This window comes from Bradyrhizobium sp. A5 (assembly GCF_042076515.1).
GTDB classification, from domain to species: domain Bacteria; phylum Pseudomonadota; class Alphaproteobacteria; order Rhizobiales; family Xanthobacteraceae; genus Bradyrhizobium; species Bradyrhizobium cosmicum.
The window spans coordinates 4,045,018-4,064,835 of sequence record NZ_CP148990.1; the positions used below are offsets into that span (position 1 = coordinate 4,045,018).

Sequence of the window (19,818 nt, forward strand, 5' to 3'; positions counted from 1 at the left end):
TCAGGCGGCAAACTCCGGCGTGATTGGCGGGCTCTCCGCAAGGACGCGGCTTTCGGGCACCGCCTGTCCCTCGAGCCATCGCAGCACGGCCTCAAGCGGCTGCGGCCGGTGATAGAGAAAGCCCTGCCCGAGCGTCACGCCCATCTCGCGCATGGCCTGCGCCTGCTCGGCCCGCTCGATGCCTTCGGCGACCAGTGTGAGCCCCAAAGTGCCGGCGAGCGAGGCGATGACCCCGACGATCGCCTGGTCCTCCGCGCTGCCGGGAATCTCGCTGATGAAGGCCTTGTCGATCTTGACCTTGTCCAGCGGGAAGCGCCTGAGATGGGCGAGCGAGCTGTAGCCGGTGCCGAAATCGTCGAGCGCGATGGTCGCGCCGAGGCGCCGCAGGCGGTGCAGCGTCTCGGAAGCGCTGGCGATGTTGTTGATCAGCGAGCCCTCGGTGATCTCGAGTTCCAGTGACGAGGGCGCAACATCGAAGCGCGCACAGGTCTCGCGCAGCTCGGCGGCGAGCGAATGGTCGGCGAGCTCGGACGGCGGCAGGTTGATCGCGATCCGGATATGCGGCCTGCCCGCGGACGCGAGGCGCTGCAGCGCGCGGCAGGCATCGGTCAGCACATAGCGCGTCAACCGCGCATTGTTGCCGCTTCGCTCGATCAGCGGCAGGAATTCGCCGGGGCCTATCAAGCCATGCTCGGGATGACGCCAGCGAATGAGCGCCTCGAGGCCGACGACGGCCTGGCTCTCGAGATCGACCAGGCTCTGATACCAGACCTCGAATTGACCCTCGGCGAAGCCTGTGGGAATGGCGAGCTCGAGATCGCGGCGGCGGCGGTAGTCGCGCTGCAGCGCTTCGTCGAGCACCGCGACGGTGCCGGGCGCCTTGCTCTTGGCATGGTAGAGCGCGATGTCGGCGAGCGCCGGCAGGTGCGAAAGCTCGGGATCGCCGGCGCGGCGCACTGCAAGGCCGATGCTGGCGCGCGGAATGACCTGCTTGTCGTGCAGCCGGATCGGCTCGGAGATGGCATCCAGCAACTGGCGCGCAAACGCCTGCGCGGTCGCTGCGTTGCTGACCTCGGGACGGATGACGACGAATTCGTCGCCGCCGAGCCGCGCGACCCAGTCCTGCGGCTCGACCGCCTCGCGCAGGCGCTCGGAGATGTGCACCAGGAACTTGTCGCCGGCATCATGGCCGAAAGTGTCGTTGATGCCCTTGAAGTCGTCGAGATCGATGAAGCAGAACGCGATCAGGGAGTCCGGCGAGCCGGCATCGCTGCTCAAGGTCGCGAGTCGCTCGGACAGCGAGCGGCGATTGGGCAGCCCCGTGAGCGGATCGTGCGAGGCCATGTGGCCGAGCCGGTCGAGCGCACCCGACGTGGTGTGCTGCATGGAATTGAAGGCACGCGCGAGCTGGCCGAATTCATTGGACGACTTGATGTCCGCCGGATAGGCACGGCCGTCCTGCTTGCTGCGCTGGATCGCGGACATGATCGCGGCAAGCGGCTTGCCGATGAAGATGTTGGCCGATATCCGCAAAGCGACCACGGTCGCAAGCGTTGCGAGCAGACCTACGACGATCAGCAGCATCAGCTGGCTGCTGGTGTCCGTATAAACGGTTCCATAGGAATAGGCGATCGCGATACGGCCGGCCTGAACGGCGATGTTGCCGTTGCGATAGTTGATCGGACGCGACACTTCTGCGACAGACTGATCCGCCGGACGCGCCACCACGCGGGCAATCGCAACGCCGGTATCGTCGTAGACCGCCGCCGCGGCAATGGTCTCGTCGTGCATGATCTCGTTGAGCACGCTCGTGACCTGGTCGTAACGCATTTTCCAGAGCGGCTCGGCAATCAGCTCGGCGCGGCTCTCGGCGACGCGGGCAATGCGGGCGTCCAGCTGCCTGATCTGCGACCAGAAACTCGAGACCTCGACACCGGCGGAGGCGAACAGTTGCACCACCAGCAGCACCGGCATCGTGGCCCAGATCATCGCCCGGACCACCGAGCGGGTGCGCGAAGGCGCAACCTGCTCGTTGCCGTTCGGATCGGTCATGTCGTTACCGTTTCGCATCAGTCAGCGGTACCTTCCAGGGGCGCCAGCGACGAGATCAGCGCATCGCTGGAGAAATCGTACTGGCCGCAGTGTCCTGCCTTCGCCCTGAACCGGGTGAAGTCGATCCTGTCGAAGGCACGGGCCCTGATGAGGTCGCCGACCGAGGCAAGGTTGGCGCGGGTAATCGCGGATGTCTTGACCTCGACATGAGGGGAAGCGACTGCGAAATCGCAGCCATCGGCATAGTCGCGCAAGAGCACGATCGACCAGCCGCCGAGCAGGAAGTGGCCGCCGTCCGTCATAAGCAGACGGCCAGCCCTGATCGCGCGCAGCGCGTCCTCCGACCAGTTGAGGCCGACCACCTGGATGTCCTCGCCGGGCGCCAGGCCCGCCGTCGAGGCGGCCTTGATAGCTCCGAGCGCCATCGGATCGTTTCCGGCCCAGATGCCGGCGGGCCGAATCCCCTTGCGCGAGGCCCAGCTCAGATAATTCATTGTGACCTGCTCGGCCTCGGACTGCGTCCAGTTGGCGAACAGCATCCGGTCCACCACCACATCAGGCGCTGCCGCGACCGCAAGCTGGAGACCGGCATTGCGGGCGATCGATGCCGGCGTGATCTCGTCGCCGCCGATGCCGAGAATGTGGATCTTGCCGTCAGCGCTCTGCCATTTTTCGGCGCGCGCCCTGCCGATCAGGGCGTTGGCCATCCGGGCCCCCGCGGTCTGGAGATCGGTCGTGATATCGCCGAGCCAGGTTTTGAGGATTTGGCGCGGCGCTCCGAGACGCGCCGCATCGTTACCGATCAGCGTGTTCGACAACAACAGCGTCTTGACGCCGGCAGCTTCGGCAGCCTCCAGGATCGGAACGGCGGCGGATTCCTCGTTCGACAGGATGAGGAAATCCGGCTTGTCGGTGCGGGCTACAACACCGAGCCCCAGTTCCTGCATGGTGCGGTAATTGCGCTCGCTGGTGAGCACCTCGACACGTGCATTGAGCTTTCGTCCGGCCGCCTGCATGGTCTGCGCGACCATGTCCCAGTAGACTTCGCCGGTCTTGCCGGGATTGACGAAAACGATGTCGAGCGGCCCTGCATCGGCGGCGACGGCCAGGCTGACGGGCGCGAGAACGCCGCAGGCCATGCCCACAGCGAGCAATATGCGCAAAAATGCCGTCATCGTCTTAGCCACCCCGTATCGGTTCCGAAACTGGACCCGCGTCCGCTAACATTTGGCAAAGCCCGGCGAGGTGCGGCGACGTAGCCCTAACAAAAGGTGTATCTGCCGCACCGAATTGCGCTCATTGGAGCGCCATCGGATGCCCTCGCTGCCCGTCATTCCGTGCTATCAGCAAACCTGAGATTCCCGACTCGTTGTCCCCATGGCCAAGAACACGCTGTCCTTCGTCTGCCAGAATTGCGGCGCGGCCTATAACCGCTGGCAGGGCAAGTGCGAGTCCTGCGGCGAGTGGAATACGCTTGCCGAGGAGGACACGACCGGCAGCGTGCCGGTCTCGATCCGCTCCAAGCGCAAGGGCCGGACGTTTGCATTGGAAAGCCTGTCGGGAAAGACCCAGGACGCGCCGCGCCTGTCCTCGGGGATGACCGAACTCGACCGCGTCACCGGCGGCGGCTTCGTTCGCGGCTCGGTGCTTCTGGTCGGCGGCGATCCCGGCATCGGCAAGTCGACGCTGCTGACGCAGGCAACGAGCCTGATGGCGCGCGCCGGCCACCGCATCGTCTACATCTCCGGCGAAGAAGCCATTGCCCAGGTGCGGCTCCGCGCCGAGCGGCTCGGCCTGTCGGATGCACCGGTGCAGCTCGCGGCCGAGACCTCGGTCGAGGATATCGTCTCGACGCTCTCGGAAGGCGCGGTGCCGCGGCTGATCGTGATCGACTCGATCCAGACCATGTGGACCGACACGGTGGAATCCGCGCCCGGCACCGTCACGCAGGTACGCGCCTCGGCGCAGGCGCTGATACGGTTTGCCAAGAAGACGGGCGCCGCCATCATCCTGGTCGGCCACGTCACCAAGGATGGCCAGATCGCCGGCCCCCGCGTCGTCGAGCACATGGTCGACGCGGTCATGTCCTTCGAGGGCGAAGGCTCGCAGCAATTCCGGATCCTGCGCGCCGTGAAGAACCGTTTCGGCCCGACCGACGAGATTGGTGTGTTCGAGATGACCGGCCTTGGCCTGCGCGAGGTCACCAATCCCTCAGAGCTGTTCCTGTCCGAGCGCGACCTCGGCACGCCCGGCACCGCAGTCTTTGCGGGCATCGAGGGCACACGGCCCGTTCTGGTCGAATTGCAGGCACTGGTGGCGCCGACCTCGCTTGGTACACCGCGGCGCGCAGTGGTCGGCTGGGATCAGAGCCGGCTCTCCATGGTGCTGGCGGTGCTGGAGGCCCATTGCGGGGTCAAGCTGTCCGGCCACGACGTCTATCTCAATGTCGCGGGCGGCTTGCGTATCCACGAGCCAGCGGCCGATATGGCCGCTGCGGCCGCGCTGGTTTCCTCCCTGGTTAATGCGCAGTTACCCACCGATGCGGTCTATTTCGGCGAGATTTCGCTCTCCGGCGTCATTCGCCCGGTTGCGCAGACCCCGGCTCGGCTGAAAGAAGCGGCCAAGCTCGGCTTCAAGCGCGCCGTGCTCCCCGAATCGGCCCGGGGCGGCGATGCGGGCGGCGACGCCGGATTGTCCCTGAACGCGATCAACAGCCTGACCACCCTGGTCGCCGAGATCGCCGCCCGCGGCTCCCGCCGCGGCGAACAGAACCCGCCGGTAGAGAAAAATGCCACACCGGCAAGATTCCGCCGCGGAGAGGGTTAGGTGGAGGTGACGTCCCCCGCCCCCGTCGCTATACAGCCGTCACAAAAGCAGCATGGGATTGCGTGTTTGCGGCCTTGCCGGGAACGCCGTCTGGCCTTCAGTTAGGGCGGCGGCCAAGCACCGATTCGCTGACACCTTTGAGAGTACGAGCGGACCAGACCAGCCGATGCCAGTAACCATCCTCGACCTGATCCTGCTCGGTGTGATGCTGATCTCGGGCCTGCTCGCGATGGTCCGCGGCTTTATGCGCGAAATCCTGTCGATCGCGGCCTGGGGCGCGGCGGCGATCGTGACGCTGTACTCGTTCTCGAAGCTGCTGCCGACCGCAAAGACCTATTTCAACAACGACACGGTCGCCAGCGTGGTCGTGGTCGCCGGCGTGTTCGTCGGTACCTTGGTCGTGGTTTCCGTGATCACGGTCCGGATCTCCGACATGATCCTGGATTCGCGCATCGGCGCGCTGGACCGCACCCTCGGCTTCCTGTTTGGCCTCGCTCGCGGGCTTTTGATCGTCGTGGTCGCCTTCCTGTTCTTTACTTGGCTGGTGCCGGACAAGCAGCGCCCGGACTGGGTCACGGGGGCCAAATCCCGCCTGGTGCTGCAGGGAACCGGGGATTGGTTGATGGCCCTCTTGCCGGATGACCCCGAGAACACCATCTTGAAGAGATTCAAGAAAAACAAACCAGATGATGATCAAGCTGATTCCGAACAGCAGCCTTCGGCTACTGGCGACGGATACAGCAAACCGGCTCGTGACAGCCTGAAAAAGCTGATCGAGAAACCTGCGGCGCGTTGATTAGGCCCTAAAGAGAGGCGCGGACGAGATGCGACACCCTGACCAGGACGCCCAGCTTGATCTCGACTTGAACCGGCCCTCTGGCCCAGCCGCGATCGAGCTACAGGACGATCTGGAGGGGGATACGCTGCGCGAGGAATGCGGCGTGTTCGGCATCTACGGCCACCCCGACGCGGCCGCCATCACCGCGCTCGGCCTCCACGCCCTTCAGCACCGCGGCCAGGAAGCGGCCGGCATCGTTTCCTATGACGGCTCCCGCTTTCATTCCGAACGTCGCCTCGGCCTTGTCGGCGACACCTTTTCCCGCCGCGAGGTGATCGACCGCCTGCCCGGCAACATGGCGGTCGGCCATGTCCGCTATTCCACCACCGGCGCCACCATCCTGCGCAACGTGCAGCCGCTGTTCGCCGAACTCAATGCCGGCGGCCTTGCGGTCGCCCACAACGGCAACCTTACCAATGGCCTGACGCTGCGCCGCGAGCTCGTGAAGAGCGGCGCGATGATGCAGTCGACCACCGACACCGAGGTGATCCTGCACCTGGTCGCACGCTCCAGGCGCAGCCGCTTCATCGAACGCTACATCGACGCGCTGCGCGAGATCGAAGGCGCCTATGCGCTGGTCTCGCTGACCAACAAGAAGCTGGTCGGCGCGCGCGATCCGCGCGGCATCCGTCCGCTGGTGCTTGGCGACCTCGACGGCTGCCCGATCCTGACCTCCGAGACCTGCGCGCTCGATATCATCGGCGCGCGCTTCGTCCGCGACATCGAGCCCGGTGAGGTCATCGTATTCGACGAAAACGGCCAGGACATCCACAAGCCGTTCCCGCCGATGGCGCCGCGTCCCTGCATCTTCGAATACATCTATTTCTCCCGGCCCGATTCCGTCGTCCACGGCCGCTCGGTCTACGAGGTGCGCAAGGCCTTCGGCGCGCAACTCGCCCGCGAGAGCCATGTCCCGGTCGACGTCGTCGTGCCGGTGCCGGATTCCGGCGTGCCCGCCGCGGTCGGCTACAGCCAGCATTCCGGCGTGCCGTTCGAACTCGGCATCATCCGCAACCACTATGTCGGCCGCACCTTCATCCAGCCGACGCAGGCGATCCGCGAATCCGGCGTGCGCATGAAGCATTCGGCGAACCGCGCCGCGATCGAAGGCAAGCGTATTATCCTGATCGACGACTCGCTGGTGCGCGGCACCACCTCGAAGAAGATCGTGCGCATGATGCGCGATGCGGGCGCCAAGGAAGTGCATTTCCGCCTCGCCTCGCCGCCGATCCTCTATCCCGACTATTACGGCATCGACCTGCCCGATCGCGGCGGCCTTCTCGCGGCGACGCACTCGCTGGAAGAGATGCGCGAGATCATTGGCGCCGACTCGCTCGCCTTCCTGTCGATCGACGGCATGTATCGCGCCATGGGCGAGCCCGGCCGCGACCCCGCCAATCCAAAATTCTCGGACCACTGCTTCACCGGCGCCTATCCAACCCACCTCACCGACCAGACCCAGACCGAGCAACAGCCGCGGCAGCTGTCGCTGCTGGCGGAAGCGAGCTGACCCTCTGCTGTCATTCCAGGGCGCGCGCAGCGCGAACCCGGAATCTCGACATTGCCTGGTAAGCTTGAGATTCCGGGTTCGATGCTTCGCATCGCCCCGGAATGACGGGCCACGTGGGGGCTTGTCCCGGCCATCCACGCCTGTAAAACCCCCGCCATGACAAAGCCCCTCGCCAACCGCATCGCTCTCGTCACCGGCGCCTCGCGCGGCATCGGCTATGCCACCGCTGTCGCCCTTGCAAAAGCGGGCGCGCATATCGTTGCGACGGCGCGCACGCAGGGCGGATTGGAGGAGCTTGACGACGAGATCCGGAAGGACGGCGGCGGCGCCACGCTGGTGCCGCTCAACCTGACCGATTCCGACGGCATCGCGCGGCTCGGGGCCGGCCTGCACGAGCGTTACGGCAAGCTCGACATCCTCGTCGGCAATGCCGGCGTGCTCGGCCCCTCCTCGCCAATCGGTCATATCGAGCTGAAAACCTTCACCGACGTGATGGCGGTGAACGTCACCGCGAACTTCCAGCTGATCCGCTGCATGGAACCGCTGCTCAGGCAATCCGACGCCGGCCGCGCCGTGTTCATCACCTCGGGCGCCGCCAACAAGGCGACCGCCTATGTCAGCCCCTACGCCGCCTCCAAGGCGGCGCTGGAAACGCTGGCGCGCGCATGGGCGCAGGAAACCGCGAACACGCCTCTCCGTGTCAACCTGTTCAACCCCGGCCCGATCCGCACCCGCATGCGCGCAACCCTGATGCCGGGCGAGGATCCCGCAACGCTGGAGACGCCCGAGCAGGTCGCCGAATTCATCGTCCCGATGTGCGCGCCCGACTGGACCGAGACCGGCAAGTTCTACGACTACAAGAGCCGCAGCCTGATGAGCTTCCGCTCGCCGGCCTGATTGACTTGGAGACCTCCCCGCGATTGACTGCCCGCGCTCAAGCGGCAGCAAGCCGCAAGCCAAAGGGAGTTTGCCATGGCACCATGGCATGATCGCGCCGGCCTCAACCGTGCGCTCGCAAATGTCTGTCGCGCCTTCTCCATCCTGATTGCGGCCATCGCCTTCATATGTCCGGGCGTTGCGACCGCCGGCGACATCCCGACCTTCGCGGTCGATACCTCCTGGCCAAAGCAGCTGCCGAACAACTGGATCCTCGGCCAGGTCGGTGGCATCACCGTCGACTGGCAGGGCCATATCTGGGTGATCCATCGCCCACGCTCGCTCACCGATGACGAGAAGGGCGCGAGCCTCACCCCGCCGCGCTCGAAATGCTGCGTGTCGGCGCCGCCCGTGCTCGAGTTCGACGCCGAAGGCAATCTGCTGCGGTCCTGGGGCGGTCCAGGCGCAGGCTATGAATGGGTCGGCCGCGAGCACGGCATCGAGGTCGACGAGCGAGGCTTCGTCTGGGTCGGCGGCAATGCCGACAACGACAACGCAATTTTGAAGTTCACGCTCGACGGCAAGTTCGTGGCCCAGATCGGCAAGATCGCGCCGAGCCTCGGCAGCAACGACACGACGCAGCTCGGCAAGCCCGCCGAGACCGCGATCGACAAGGAGGCCAACGAGATCTACGTCGCCGACGGCTATGGCAACCGCCGCGTCGTCGTGTTCGATGCGACAACGCTCGCCTACAAGCGGCACTGGGGCGCCTATGGCAACAAGCCTGACGACGCCAGGCAGGCGGCCTATGATCCCAAGGCGCCGGTGTCGCAGCAATTCGGCAATCCCGTCCACTGCGTGAAGCTCGCCAATGACGGGTTCGTCTACGTCTGCGACCGCATCAACAACCGCATCCAGGTGTTCAGGAAGGACGGCACCTTCGTGAAGGAGTTCTTCTTCGAGAAGAACACGCTGGGCAACGGCGCAGTGTGGGACATCGCGATCTGGCCTGATCCGAAGCAGACTTATCTGCTGAGCGCCGACGGCGAGAACAACGAGATCCGGGTGATCAAGCGCGACGACGGCAGCGTGGTCGGCAGCTTCGGGCACAACGGCCGCAATGCCGGGCAATTCCATTGGGTGCATGCCATGGCGATCGACGCCAAGGGTAACGTCTATACCGCCGAGGTCGATACCGGAAAGCGCATCCAGAAATTCAGGTTGACGTCGGACGCTCTGAAATAACGTCCCCAATAGCGCCTTGGCGCATTTTGCCCAAAAGTTAACCGACGGATGACGCTTCGACGCAGCGTCATCCGGCTTTAGGCGCATTGCCGCAGACCGCGGGACAAGGTAGAGCCATCACCGGACCAAGGCTTCGCAAGAGAGCCGTCCGCATATTTGACAATGGAGGAAACCTTATATGACGATGACGTTCGCGCGCCGCTCTGCGGCCCTTCTGGCCTGTGCCGCTTTCGGTTTTGCCACATCCGCCTACGCTCAAGACAAGACCGTCACGATCGGCGTGCTCAATGACATGTCCAGTCTCTACGCCGACATCGGCGGCCCTAACGCGGTGATCGCGGTCAAGATGGCGGTGGAAGATTCCGGCCTGGCCGCCAAGGGCTGGAAGATCGACGTCATCAGCGGCGACCACCAGAACAAGCCTGACGTTGGCGTCAACATCGCGCGCCAGTGGATCGACACCCAGAAAGTCGATGTGATCGCCGACACGCCGAACTCCGGCGTCGCGCTGGCCGTCAGCAACGTCGTCAAGGAGAAGAACGCGGTCCTGCTCAACAATGGCGGCGCCAGCGCCGACCTCACCGGCAAGGCCTGCAACGCCAACACCATCTCTTTCACCTACGACACCTACATGCTCGCCAATGGCACCGGCAAGGCGCTGACCAAGGCCGGCGGCGACAGCTGGTTCTTCCTGACCGCCGACTATGCCTTCGGTGCCGCGCTCGAGCGTGACACCAGCGCGGTCGTCACCGCCAATGGCGGTAAGGTGCTCGGCGGCGTCAAGCATCCGCTCAATACGTCGGACTTCTCGTCCTTCCTGCTGCAGGCGCAGAATTCGAAGGCGAAGATCATCGGGCTTGCCAATGCCGGCGGCGACACCACCAACTCGATCAAGCAGGCGGCCGAGTTCGGCATCGTCGAGGGCGGCCAGAAGCTCGCCGCGCTGCTGCTCTTCATCAACGACGTCCACTCGCTCGGGCTGAAGACCGCGCACGGCCTGACCTTCACCGAGTCGTTCTACTGGGACCTCAACGAAGGCACCCGCGCCTTCTCGAAGCGTTTCCAGGAAAAGGCGGCCAACAAGGCGATGCCGTCAATGACGCAGGCCGGCAATTATGCGGCCATTCTGCATTACCTGAAGGCACTCGATGCCCTCGGCGGCAATCCGCATGACGGCGCCAAGGTCGTCGCCAAGATGAAGGAGCTTCCGACCGAGGATGCGCTGTTCGGCAAGGGCCCGCTGCGCGAGGACGGTCGCCGCATCATCCCGGCCTATCTGTTCGAGGTGAAAAAGCCGGAAGAATCGAAGGGCCCGTGGGACTATTACAAGCTGGTCGCGACCATCTCGGCGGAAGATGCGGCCAAGCCACTCAAGGACAGCGAGTGCCCGCTGGTGAAGAAGTAAGCCAGCCAACGCTGTGCAAGGTGGGCAAGGGCGCTCTGGCGCCGTGCCCACCTTCTCTCCGCGAGTTGACGAAGTCGCGATGATCACGCTTCCGCCTTCGCTCTTCAAGCTACGGCGGACAAGTCGCGTTGCCCGACCCTACGACGGCCGCTTGCGCTTGTGGGCGAAGGGGTTGGCCTTCTCGCGCAACGTGATCCGAACCGGCGTGCCCGGCAGTTCGAAAGCCTCGCGCATCGAATTGACGAGGTAGCGCATGTACGATTGCGGCACGGCGTCCGCGCGCGAGCAGAACAGCACGAAGCTCGGCGGACGTGCCTTGGTCTGCGTGATATAGTTCAGCTTCAGGCGGCGGCCGGACACCGCGGGCGGCGGATTGGCCTGGACCGCTTCCTCGAACCAGCGGTTCAAGGCCGCCGTCGAGACGCGCCTGTTCCAGACCGCGTAGGCGTCCTGGATCGCCTGCATCAGGCGGTCGATGCCCTCGCCCATCAGGCCCGATACGGCGACGATCGGTACCCCCTTAACCTGCGGCAGCAAGTGGTCGGCATCCCGGCGCAAATTGGAGATGGCGCCGCCACCCTTGCTTTCCATCAGGTCCCATTTGTTGACGGCGAGCACGACCGCGCGGCCCTCGCGCTCGATCAGGTCGGCGATGCGCAGGTCCTGCTCCTCGAACCGGTTCTGGGCGTCCATCATCATCACGACGACTTCGGCAAAACGCACCGCACGCAGCGCGTCCGCGACCGAGAGCTTTTCCAGCTTCTCCTCGATGCGCGAGCGCCGGCGCAGGCCCGCGGTATCGAACACTCGGAATTCGCGGCCCTTCCAGTTGATCTCGACCGCGATGGAATCGCGCGTCGTGCCGGCCTCCGGGCTCGTCAGCAGGCGCTCTTCGCCGAGCAGATGATTGATGAATGTCGACTTGCCGGCATTGGGCCGGCCGACGATGGCGACCCGGATCGGGCGCGTCGCGGCCTCTTCCTCGGTGAGCGGCGCGTCGTCCTCGGCTTCATCTTCCTCGACGGGCTCCGGCATCAGTTCGCGGAGCGCATCGTAGAGCTCGCCCATGCCCTCGCCATGCTCGGCCGAGATCTGGATGGGATCGCCAAGGCCAAGCGCGAAGGCCTCCATCGCGCCGGCATCGCCATGCTTGCCTTCGCTCTTGTTGGCGACCAGCAGCACCGGCTTGTTGGCCTTGCGGGCGAAATCGGCGAAGGCTCGATCGGTGGGTGTCAGGCCGATGCGGGCATCGATCACGAAGAACAGCGCGTCGGCCTGCGCGATCGCCGCCTCCGTCTGCTCCTGCATGCGTGCGGTCAGCGAACCCTTGGCGCCCTCATCGAGGCCGGCGGTATCGATGATGGTGAATTCGAGGTCGCCCAGCCTGGCCTCGCCCTCGCGGCGGTCGCGGGTGACGCCGGGCAGGTCATCGACAAGCGCGAGCTTCTGCCCAACCAGGCGGTTGAACAGCGTCGACTTGCCGACGTTGGGTCGGCCGATAATGGCAATCGTGAAGGACATCGGTCATTCGTGCGCTGCGAAGGCCGCGCCTGTCAATGTAATGAAGTGATCAGCGCGAGAAGCTGCCGCTTGGCATCGGCGCCGGGAAAGCTCCCTGCGACTGCTGCTGCGTGGTCTGGGTCGGTTGCGCCTGCTGGGCGGGCTGATCCGGCGGCGGCGCGGTGGTGCGCCTGCGGACGATCTTCTGCTTGGGCGGCGGAGCGGCCGCGGGCGGTGCGGCCTCGGGCTGGGCCTCGCCATCGACTTCGCCCGCCGGGGCCTCAGCAGGAGCTGCCGCGGTGGCTGGCTGCCTGGTCTTCTTCGCCTTGGCACCCTTTGCCGGCTTGGCCTCGGGCGGCGGCTCCGCCGGCAAAGCCGCGACGGCAGGCGCGTTCGGATCCGGCTGCTGCTGAGCACCCTTGTACATGTCGCGCGGCACGCCCTGCTCGAGGCCCGGCACACCCTCGGGGAAGACCGGCTTGCGGTCTCCCGGCAGCTTCTTCTTGGTATCGAGGAAGTCGAGCATGTCGCTGGGATCGAAGCTGGAGCAGCCGGCCAGAACGCCCGTGAAGGCGATCAGGACGGCGGCTGCGATCAAGCGTGGCGTGCGGCGCATATCGGTGTCTCGTCTCAGCTCTCGGGACCGTCAGCTCTTGGCGACGGGCGGCAGCAGGGCCTGGAGCGCCTCGGCGCGCGAGCGCAGGCCCGGCGGCGTTTCGCCGTCATCAGCGATCGCGTCGAGCCATTTGCGGGCCGCAGTGGTGTCGTTGTTGCGCCAGGCCGACAGCGCCAGCAACTCGCGCGCAGTGTGGCGGAACGTCGATTTGGGCGCGGCGGAGGCCTCCAACCGCTGCTGCATGTCGGCATAGGACGCGCTGTCGACCAGCAAGCCGGCGGCGCGGATCCTGGCCAGATCCTGCCACTCACCGCCGATGCCGCGGTCGGCGGCAATGTCGTCATACATCTTGGCAGCGGCCTTGGGATCGCGAGCCGACGCCTCGGCCGCAGCACGCAGCCGCGCCAGAGTGCGATAGCCCGAGGGCGCCTTGACGGCGAGCTCGGCGAAGGCGGCCTCCGCCTCCGCGTGCTTGTCCTGGTCGGACAGCTCGGCGGCCTTCTCGAAGGCGGCGCCGGCCTCGGCGGCCTTCTTGCCCTCAAGATATTGGTAGCCGCGCCAGCCGCCGACGGCGGCCACGACCAGCACCATCAGGGCGATGAAGAAGATGGAATACTTATCCCACAGCTTCTTGAGCTGTTCGCGACGGACTTCCTCGTCGACTTCGTCAAATAATTCAGACACTTAAGCTAATCCCATGCCCGGCCGGGCGCGCGCGCCAGATTGTTCGCGTCAAATACCGGTCCCCACGTGGCGGCGGCGATACCCTATCGATATGGCGGAGGCAAGGCAAAGCAAGCCCAATCAAGGCGTTAACGACCCGGGAGCGCCCGGAGACCGGCGCGCCCGGTCAGGCTCCCAGCAGCTCCCGCAACTGCCGCTTCAGCACCTTGCCATTGGCGTTCCGGGGCAACGGCTCGGCGGTGATCGTCATGGTTTCGGGGACCTTGTAGTCGGACAGCCGCTCGGCGCACCAGGCCCGCAAGGCTTCACCGGCCACCGGCCCGCGCGTTACCACCACGGCGTGGACGCGCTCGCCCAGCACCGGACATGCCTTGGCGACGATCGCACTCTCGATCACCGCGGGGTGGCCGGCCAGCACGGATTCGACCTCGGCGGAATAGATCTTCAGTCCACCCCGGTTGATCATGTCCTTCTGCCGGTCGAACACGCGGACGAATCGCTCGGCATCGATCGAGCCGAGATCGCCGGAGCGCCAGAATCCGCCGGTGAAGCTCTCGGCCGTGGCCTTCGGGTTGTTCCAATAGCCCTTGATGACGGAGGCGCTCTGGATCCAGAGCTCGCCGATCTCGCCATGGGGCAGCTCGCGCCCGTCCGTCCCCATCGCGACGATGCGCGCGCCCGGACACGGCAGACCGACGCTGTCGATGTGGCTCGCGGTCAATTCGCGCGGCATGATCGTCGAGGGCGATGTCGTCTCGGTCGAGCCGTAGCAATTCGCGAGATTCAGGCCGGGAATCGTGGCCTTGAGCTTCTCGATGGTCGCGACCGGCATCGGCGCGCCGCCAAAGCCGCCGATGCGCCAGCTCGACAGATCGTAGGTGTCGAAATCGGGCTGGAGCAGGCAGAGATTGTACATCGCCGGAACCATCACCGTGTAGGTGACGCGTTCACGCGCGGCGAGCTTGAGATATTCGGCGGTCTTGAACTCCGGCATGATGATCAGGGCACCGCCGCAGCGGACCATCGTCGTGATGTTGGCGACGACGCCGGTCACATGACCGAGCGGCACCGCCGCGATCGAACGGTCCGCCGACGTCAATTGCAGGCAGGAGACGAACACCATCGAGGAATGGACGATGTTGCAATGGGCGAGCATCGCGCCCTTCGGCTTGCCGGTCGTACCCGAGGTGTAGAGGATCATCGCGGTGTCCTCTTCGCCGACCTCGACCGGCGCTGGTGCCGGCAGGTTGTCAGCGAATTTGGCGAAACGCGAGAGAGCGGGATCGTCGTCGATGGCGATGCGGTGGATCACATCGGGCACGTCCAGCGCGTCGGGCAGGCGTTCCGCGAGCGCCGCCTCGTGGATCAGGATCCTGGCGCCGCAATCGGCGAGCACATAGGCGATCTCCGGCTTCTGCTGGCGCGTGCCGAGCAGCACCGTGACCAACCCCTCATGCGCGGCGGCGAACAACAACAGCGGAAATTCGATGCGATTGCCGAGCAGGATCGCGACACGGTCGCCGCGCTGGAGTCCCAGCTTGCGAAAGCCCGCAGCGATCCGCGTGGCCTGCTCCGCCGCCTGTCGCCAACTCAGGCGAACATTACCTGCGATCAGCGCTTCGCCATCAGCATTGCGGGCGCACGCGTCCTCAACCATCGCCCACAGGCTCATCGGCCGATCGCAGAAGGCCGGCACCACCCGATCGCCAAAGCGCGCCTCGAGCCGCATCGGCGGAATCTGAGAGTACGACCAGTCCATCGGAATGCCTCAGCTTGTTGCTTTTGTCACTTTCCGCGCACGGGCATGCGGGTCCTGTCTCGTGCGGATCTGTTACCCGCCCATCACGGGAACACCGATCACGACCGGATGGAACGCAAACGCCAGCGCCAGATAGGCGACCACGCCGACCGCAACCGCGATCAGATCGTTGGTGACGCCACCCACCGGAATCGGAGGGCCACCCCCGTCGGTGCGATGCTTCAACGAGATGCGGTCATACACCGCCCAGCCCAGGAACGATCCGAACAGGATGATGGAGCCGAGATCGCCATTGGCGAGCAGGTGCGCCGCAGCCCACAGCTTGATGCCGGCCAGCATCGGATGCTTCAGCGTCGCGTAGATACGGCCACGCAGATAGGAGGCGACCACCAGAATGACGGCGGGGAGCATCAGCGCGATTGTGACGTGCTTCATCGCCTTCGACGGATACCAGACGTCGATCCAGCCGGTCGCGCGATAATTGGCAAAGCCCCAGATAATGAGCGCCAGACCGGCGAGCGACACCACCGCATAGAGGATCTTATAAGTCCCCTCGCCCAGCCGCGCGATTGCCTGAGCTCGCGCGTCACGCTTCGTCGTGAAAATATGGGGCGCAAAAAACAGCACCAGCCCCAGGATCATGATCAGCAGACCCACGACATCTTCCCCTCAACCAGCGCCCCCGCCAATGGCGTATCATTGATTGGCAGATACCCGCAATGCGCTACTTGCCCAGCTCCCGATTGTCGACATAGCGGATCATGATCGGCCGCCCGGCCAGCGCGGCGCCGAGGCCGCTGGTGAATTTGAGCGGCAGGCAGGCCTTCAGCGACGCATTGATCGCGTTGAGATAGGTGGTTCGGGTATCGGCGAGGACACCTGCGGTCGCAAAGGTCAGACGCGGCGGACCGATCAGGCCGCCTGCTTTGTTGAAGCTGAAACGCACCGACATCTGCATGCCCGCGCGGGCATGGTCCGATGGCGGCGACCAGCAGGTGCGTAGCTCGGCGAAGAGATCACCGATCGTATCGAGATCATGATCGGGCTTCCGGTATTTGGCCCGATCGGCGCTCTGCGGCACACTTTCGATCGTGAGCTGGAGGTTCTCCCCGTAGGGATAGTCGATCTCGGGAATGCAAGGACCGGGTTCGAGCGGACTGCAGTACGAGGGCGTGCATGGCCGATTATCGAGCACGCTGCACGGCTCGTGCGCAAACGGGATCGGGTTGATCTGACGACGTTGCGCATCGGCGGCAGCCGTCGATACTACCAGCAGGAGAAGAACAAAGATGCCGCGCCACATGACGTGAACTCACGATGCCACAAGGCTGACGTGGTATCGTCCGTGAGCGCGTCAAGCCCGCAGGCGTTCACATGCTCGCGCTCTACCGCAGGATGGGGGCGCGCCTCACCCCTTCTTCTTGACGTCCTTGACGTTGGTGAACTCGATCCCCTCGGCGCGTTCCCGGGCGTAGCCGAGATAAAACTCGTTTCGCGCCAAATAGACGGGATCACCGTCAACGTCGTCCGCAATGCTGGACGTGTTCGCGGCAATAAAGGTGTCGAGCTTCTTGCGGTCCTCCGAGGAGACCCAGCGCGCGAGCTGGAACTCGCTGACCTCGAACTCGACCGGCAGCGAATACTCGGCGTCGAGCCGCGCCTTCAGCACGTCGAGCTGCAGCGCGCCGACGACGCCGACGAGCGCAGGCGCACCGTCGCGCGGGCGGAACACCTGCACGACGCCCTCTTCCGACATCTGCTGGAGCGCTTCCTTCAGCTTCTTTGCCTTCATCGCGTCGGTGAGACGCACGCGGCGGACGATTTCCGGCGCGAAGCTCGGGACCCCGACGAAGTTGAAATCCTCACCTTCTGTCAGCGTATCGCCGATACGCAACGTGCCGTGATTGGGAATGCCGACGACGTCGCCGGCGAAGGCCTCATCCGCGACCGAACGATCCTGCGCGAAGAAGAATTGCGGGCTCGACAGCGGCATGCTCTTGCCGGTGCGCACCAGTTTCGCCTTCATGCCGCGGCTGAGCTTGCCGGAACAGAGCCGCGCAAAAGCGATGCGGTCGCGGTGGTTCGGATCCATGTTCGCCTGGATCTTGAACACGAAGGCGCTCATGTGCGGATCGGTGGCTTCGACCTTGCGCTGGTCGCTTTCCTGCGCCCGCGGCTCGGGCGCGAACTTGCCGAGGCCTTCCAGGAGGTCGCCGACGCCGAAATTGCGCAGCGCGCTGCCGAAATAGACCGGCGTCAGATGGCCCTCGCGAAACGCGGCGAGCTCGAACGGCTTCGAGGCCGCGGTGACGAGCTCGAGCTCATCCTTGACCGCTCCGACATCGAGGTTCGCATTGAGCTTGCCGAGTTCGGCAATCTCGATCTGCTGTGCCGCGCCGGTCTTGGCGCCGCCGCCTTCGAGCAGCCGCACGCCGCCATTGACGACGTCATAGGTGCCGAGGAAGTCGCGGCCGCGGCCAACGGGCCAGGTCATCGGTGTGGTGTCGAGCGCCAGCGTCTTCTCGATCTCGTCGAGCAGATCGAACACGTCCCGGCTCTCGCGGTCCATCTTGTTGATGAAGGTGATGATCGGGATATCTCGAAGACGACACACCTCGAACAGCTTTCGGGTGCGCGCCTCGATGCCCTTGGCGGCGTCGATCACCATGACGGCGGAGTCGACCGCGGTCAGCGTGCGATAGGTGTCTTCCGAAAAGTCCTCGTGGCCCGGCGTGTCCAAGAGGTTGAACACGAGGCCCTCGAACTCGAAGGTCATGACCGAGGTCACAACCGAGATGCCGCGCTCGCGCTCGATCTTCATCCAGTCCGAGCGCGTGTTGCGCCGCTCGCCCTTGGCCTTGACTTGGCCGGCCAGATTGATGGCGCCGCCGAACAGCAGCAGCTTTTCGGTGAGCGTGGTCTTGCCGGCGTCCGGATGCGAGATGATCGCAAAGGTCCGCCGCCGCGCCACTTCGGCGGCAAGCGTGGAACGGGCCGGCGATTCGGCTGTGGTCGTGGCGATGTCGGACATGGCGGCAGCGTTTGGCAGGGAATATGGGCCGGATCAAGCCTCATTGGTGATTGCGGAGCCTTACGGCCAGCCCCATATCCGCTTTGGGAAGGACGGCCTTCCCGCTCATCGGACTATCAGCCGCGGGGACGACCCTGCCTTGAATGGAGGGTCGCCATGGCCTGGAGCATCCTGTTCATCGCCGGCCTGCTGGAGATCGCCTGGGCGATCGGCCTCAAATACACCGAGGGCTTTACCAGGCTCGTTCCGTCGGTCCTCACGCTCGCGGCCATGGCCGGCAGCGTCATCCTGCTCGGCCTCGCCCTCAAATCGCTGCCGATTGGAACCGCCTATGCGGTCTGGACCGGGATCGGCGCGGTCGGCACCGCGGCGCTCGGCATCGTCCTGTTCGGCGAGCCGGCCAGCGCGTTCCGCCTTGCCAGCATCGGATTGATCGTCGCCGGCATTGTCGGGCTGAAGCTCGTCACCTGACGAAGATCTTGACCGCCCACCAGGTCAGAGCCGCGACGATCGCCGAGGCTGGCATCGTGATCACCCAGGCATAGACGATCGAGCTGGCGACGTTCCAGCGCACCGCCGAGAGGCGGCGAGCGGCGCCGACGCCGACGATGGCGCCGGTGATGGTATGGGTGGTCGAGACGGGAACCCCGAGGAAGGTCGCCATGAACAGCGTGGCGGCGCCACCGGTTTCGGCGCAAAAGCCCTGCATCGGCGTCAATTTGGTAATGCGCAATCCCATCGTGCGCACGATGCGCCAGCCGCCCATCAGCGTCCCCATCGCCATCGCCGCCTGGCACGACAGCACGACCCAGAATGGAACGAAGAATTCGCCGCCAAGTTGGCCCTGCGAATAGAGCAGCACGGCAATGATGCCCATGGTCTTCTGCGCGTCGTTGCCGCCATGGCCGAGCGAATAGAGCGAAGCGGACGCGAACTGCAGGATGCGGAAGGCACGGTCGACCGCGAACGGGGTCGACCGCACCGACGCCCAGGACACGATCGCCACCAGCACCATCGCGAGCAGGAACCCCACCAGCGGAGACAGCACGATCGCGATCACCGTCTTGGACAATCCACTCCAGACCGCCGCCGAAACCCCGGCCTTGGCAACGCCTGCACCGAACAAGCCGCCGATCAGCGCGTGCGACGACGATGACGGTATGCCGAGCGCCCATGTCACGAGGTTCCAGACGATGGCGCCGACGAGCGCCGCGAAGATCACCTGGGCATCGACGATCGCGGGGTCGATGATGCCGGTGCCGATGGTCTGGGCGACGTGCAGCCCGAACACCAGGAAGGCGACGAAATTGAAGAAAGCGGCCCAGAAAACCGCGAATTGCGGCCGCAGAACGCGAGTGGAAACGATGGTCGCGATCGAATTGGCGGCATCGTGCAGGCCGTTCAGGAAATCGAACAGCAGCGCGACGGCAATCAATCCGACCAGGACGGGTAGACCCAACGCAGCATCCACGGCGC

General features: G+C 65.1%; 17 protein-coding genes. 7 read left to right on the forward strand and 10 right to left on the reverse strand.

All coding sequences use genetic code 11. The features are described from left to right. Together WHZ77_RS19530 and WHZ77_RS19535 are read right to left on the reverse strand one after the other, a co-directional pair. Nucleotides 1-2,070, reverse strand: coding sequence for a putative bifunctional diguanylate cyclase/phosphodiesterase (locus WHZ77_RS19530; protein ID WP_375309419.1), 2,070 nt, complete (start codon nt 2,068-2,070; stop codon nt 1-3). Then, entirely contained in the window at nt 2,070-3,227 is a 1,158-nt protein-coding gene (locus tag WHZ77_RS19535) for an ABC transporter substrate-binding protein (protein WP_375309420.1), read from the reverse strand. Before WHZ77_RS19535 ends, WHZ77_RS19530 begins: the two co-directional genes overlap by 1 nt. Nucleotides 3,228-3,429: 202 nt before the next feature. On the opposite strand from WHZ77_RS19535, the gene radA reads away from it, so the two are divergent. From radA to WHZ77_RS19565, 6 genes are all read left to right on the forward strand, one after another. Next, nucleotides 3,430-4,878 (forward strand): DNA repair protein RadA, encoded by a 1,449-nt coding sequence (gene radA / locus WHZ77_RS19540; protein WP_375309421.1) that lies wholly within the window; start codon nt 3,430-3,432, stop codon nt 4,876-4,878. Nucleotides 4,879-5,044: 166 nt separating this feature from the next. Then, a complete protein-coding gene (locus WHZ77_RS19545; RefSeq protein WP_375309422.1) occupies nt 5,045-5,674 on the forward strand; it encodes a CvpA family protein in 630 nt (209 codons plus the stop codon). A gap of 28 nt (nt 5,675-5,702) precedes the next feature. Next, complete coding sequence (purF, locus tag WHZ77_RS19550; protein WP_375309423.1) at nt 5,703-7,226, forward strand: amidophosphoribosyltransferase; 1,524 nt, start codon at nt 5,703-5,705, stop codon at nt 7,224-7,226. Nucleotides 7,227-7,382: 156 nt separating this feature from the next. Then, on the forward strand, nt 7,383-8,123 hold the full coding sequence (locus WHZ77_RS19555; RefSeq protein WP_375309424.1) for an SDR family NAD(P)-dependent oxidoreductase: 741 nt from the start codon (nt 7,383-7,385) through the stop codon (nt 8,121-8,123). Between the two features lie 75 nt (nt 8,124-8,198). Then, a complete protein-coding gene (locus tag WHZ77_RS19560) occupies nt 8,199-9,347 on the forward strand; it encodes a hypothetical protein (protein ID WP_375309425.1) in 1,149 nt (382 codons plus the stop codon). Nucleotides 9,348-9,525: 178 nt separating this feature from the next. Beyond that, entirely contained in the window at nt 9,526-10,752 is a 1,227-nt protein-coding gene (locus WHZ77_RS19565) for an ABC transporter substrate-binding protein (RefSeq protein ID WP_375309426.1), read from the forward strand. Between the two features lie 138 nt (nt 10,753-10,890). On the opposite strand, the gene der is transcribed toward WHZ77_RS19565, so the two are convergent. The 7 genes from der to WHZ77_RS19600 form a co-directional block, all read right to left on the reverse strand. Next, nucleotides 10,891-12,273 carry a ribosome biogenesis GTPase Der gene (gene der / locus WHZ77_RS19570; RefSeq protein WP_015686686.1) on the reverse strand — a complete coding sequence of 461 codons (1,383 nt, stop codon included), beginning with the start codon at nt 12,271-12,273 and terminating at the stop codon, nt 10,891-10,893. 49 nt (nt 12,274-12,322) lie between these two features. Beyond that, on the reverse strand, nt 12,323-12,868 hold the full coding sequence (locus WHZ77_RS19575) for a hypothetical protein (protein WP_375309427.1): 546 nt from the start codon (nt 12,866-12,868) through the stop codon (nt 12,323-12,325). Nucleotides 12,869-12,898: 30 nt separating this feature from the next. Further along, entirely contained in the window at nt 12,899-13,552 is a 654-nt protein-coding gene (locus WHZ77_RS19580) for a tetratricopeptide repeat protein (protein ID WP_375309428.1), read from the reverse strand. Between the two features lie 166 nt (nt 13,553-13,718). Then, complete coding sequence (locus WHZ77_RS19585; RefSeq protein ID WP_375309429.1) at nt 13,719-15,311, reverse strand: class I adenylate-forming enzyme family protein; 1,593 nt, start codon at nt 15,309-15,311, stop codon at nt 13,719-13,721. A gap of 72 nt (nt 15,312-15,383) precedes the next feature. Next, nucleotides 15,384-15,968 (reverse strand): NnrU family protein, encoded by a 585-nt coding sequence (locus tag WHZ77_RS19590; RefSeq protein ID WP_375309430.1) that lies wholly within the window; start codon nt 15,966-15,968, stop codon nt 15,384-15,386. A gap of 67 nt (nt 15,969-16,035) precedes the next feature. Then, a complete protein-coding gene (locus WHZ77_RS19595; protein WP_375309431.1) occupies nt 16,036-16,614 on the reverse strand; it encodes a hypothetical protein in 579 nt (192 codons plus the stop codon). A 105-nt stretch (nt 16,615-16,719) separates the two neighbouring features. Then, nucleotides 16,720-18,342, reverse strand: coding sequence for a peptide chain release factor 3 (locus tag WHZ77_RS19600; RefSeq protein WP_375309432.1), 1,623 nt, complete (start codon nt 18,340-18,342; stop codon nt 16,720-16,722). Between the two features lie 156 nt (nt 18,343-18,498). Between WHZ77_RS19600 and sugE the strand changes: the two genes are divergently transcribed. Next, nucleotides 18,499-18,813 carry a quaternary ammonium compound efflux SMR transporter SugE gene (gene sugE / locus WHZ77_RS19605; RefSeq protein WP_375309433.1) on the forward strand — a complete coding sequence of 105 codons (315 nt, stop codon included), beginning with the start codon at nt 18,499-18,501 and terminating at the stop codon, nt 18,811-18,813. On the opposite strand, the gene WHZ77_RS19610 is transcribed toward sugE, so the two are convergent. Continuing rightward, nucleotides 18,806-19,813, reverse strand: a complete 1,008-nt coding sequence (locus tag WHZ77_RS19610) for an anion permease (protein ID WP_375309434.1) — start codon at nt 19,811-19,813, stop codon at nt 18,806-18,808. The genes sugE and WHZ77_RS19610 overlap by 8 nt on opposite strands. Between the last annotated feature and the right edge of the window lie 5 nt (nt 19,814-19,818).

Coding starts and splice junctions, on each gene's coding strand:
- WHZ77_RS19530 (WP_375309419.1), bottom strand. CDS start 2,070: ATGCGAAACGGTAACGACATGACCGATCCGAACGGCAACGAGCAGGTT.
- WHZ77_RS19535 (WP_375309420.1), bottom strand. CDS start 3,227: ATGACGGCATTTTTGCGCATATTGCTCGCTGTGGGCATGGCCTGCGGC.
- radA (WP_375309421.1), top strand. CDS start 3,430: ATGGCCAAGAACACGCTGTCCTTCGTCTGCCAGAATTGCGGCGCGGCC.
- WHZ77_RS19545 (WP_375309422.1), top strand. CDS start 5,045: ATGCCAGTAACCATCCTCGACCTGATCCTGCTCGGTGTGATGCTGATC.
- purF (WP_375309423.1), top strand. CDS start 5,703: ATGCGACACCCTGACCAGGACGCCCAGCTTGATCTCGACTTGAACCGG.
- WHZ77_RS19555 (WP_375309424.1), top strand. CDS start 7,383: ATGACAAAGCCCCTCGCCAACCGCATCGCTCTCGTCACCGGCGCCTCG.
- WHZ77_RS19560 (WP_375309425.1), top strand. CDS start 8,199: ATGGCACCATGGCATGATCGCGCCGGCCTCAACCGTGCGCTCGCAAAT.
- WHZ77_RS19565 (WP_375309426.1), top strand. CDS start 9,526: ATGACGATGACGTTCGCGCGCCGCTCTGCGGCCCTTCTGGCCTGTGCC.
- der (WP_015686686.1), bottom strand. CDS start 12,273: ATGTCCTTCACGATTGCCATTATCGGCCGACCCAACGTCGGCAAGTCG.
- WHZ77_RS19575 (WP_375309427.1), bottom strand. CDS start 12,868: ATGCGCCGCACGCCACGCTTGATCGCAGCCGCCGTCCTGATCGCCTTC.
- WHZ77_RS19585 (WP_375309429.1), bottom strand. CDS start 15,311: ATGGACTGGTCGTACTCTCAGATTCCGCCGATGCGGCTCGAGGCGCGC.
- WHZ77_RS19595 (WP_375309431.1), bottom strand. CDS start 16,614: ATGTGGCGCGGCATCTTTGTTCTTCTCCTGCTGGTAGTATCGACGGCT.
- WHZ77_RS19600 (WP_375309432.1), bottom strand. CDS start 18,342: ATGTCCGACATCGCCACGACCACAGCCGAATCGCCGGCCCGTTCCACG.
- sugE (WP_375309433.1), top strand. CDS start 18,499: ATGGCCTGGAGCATCCTGTTCATCGCCGGCCTGCTGGAGATCGCCTGG.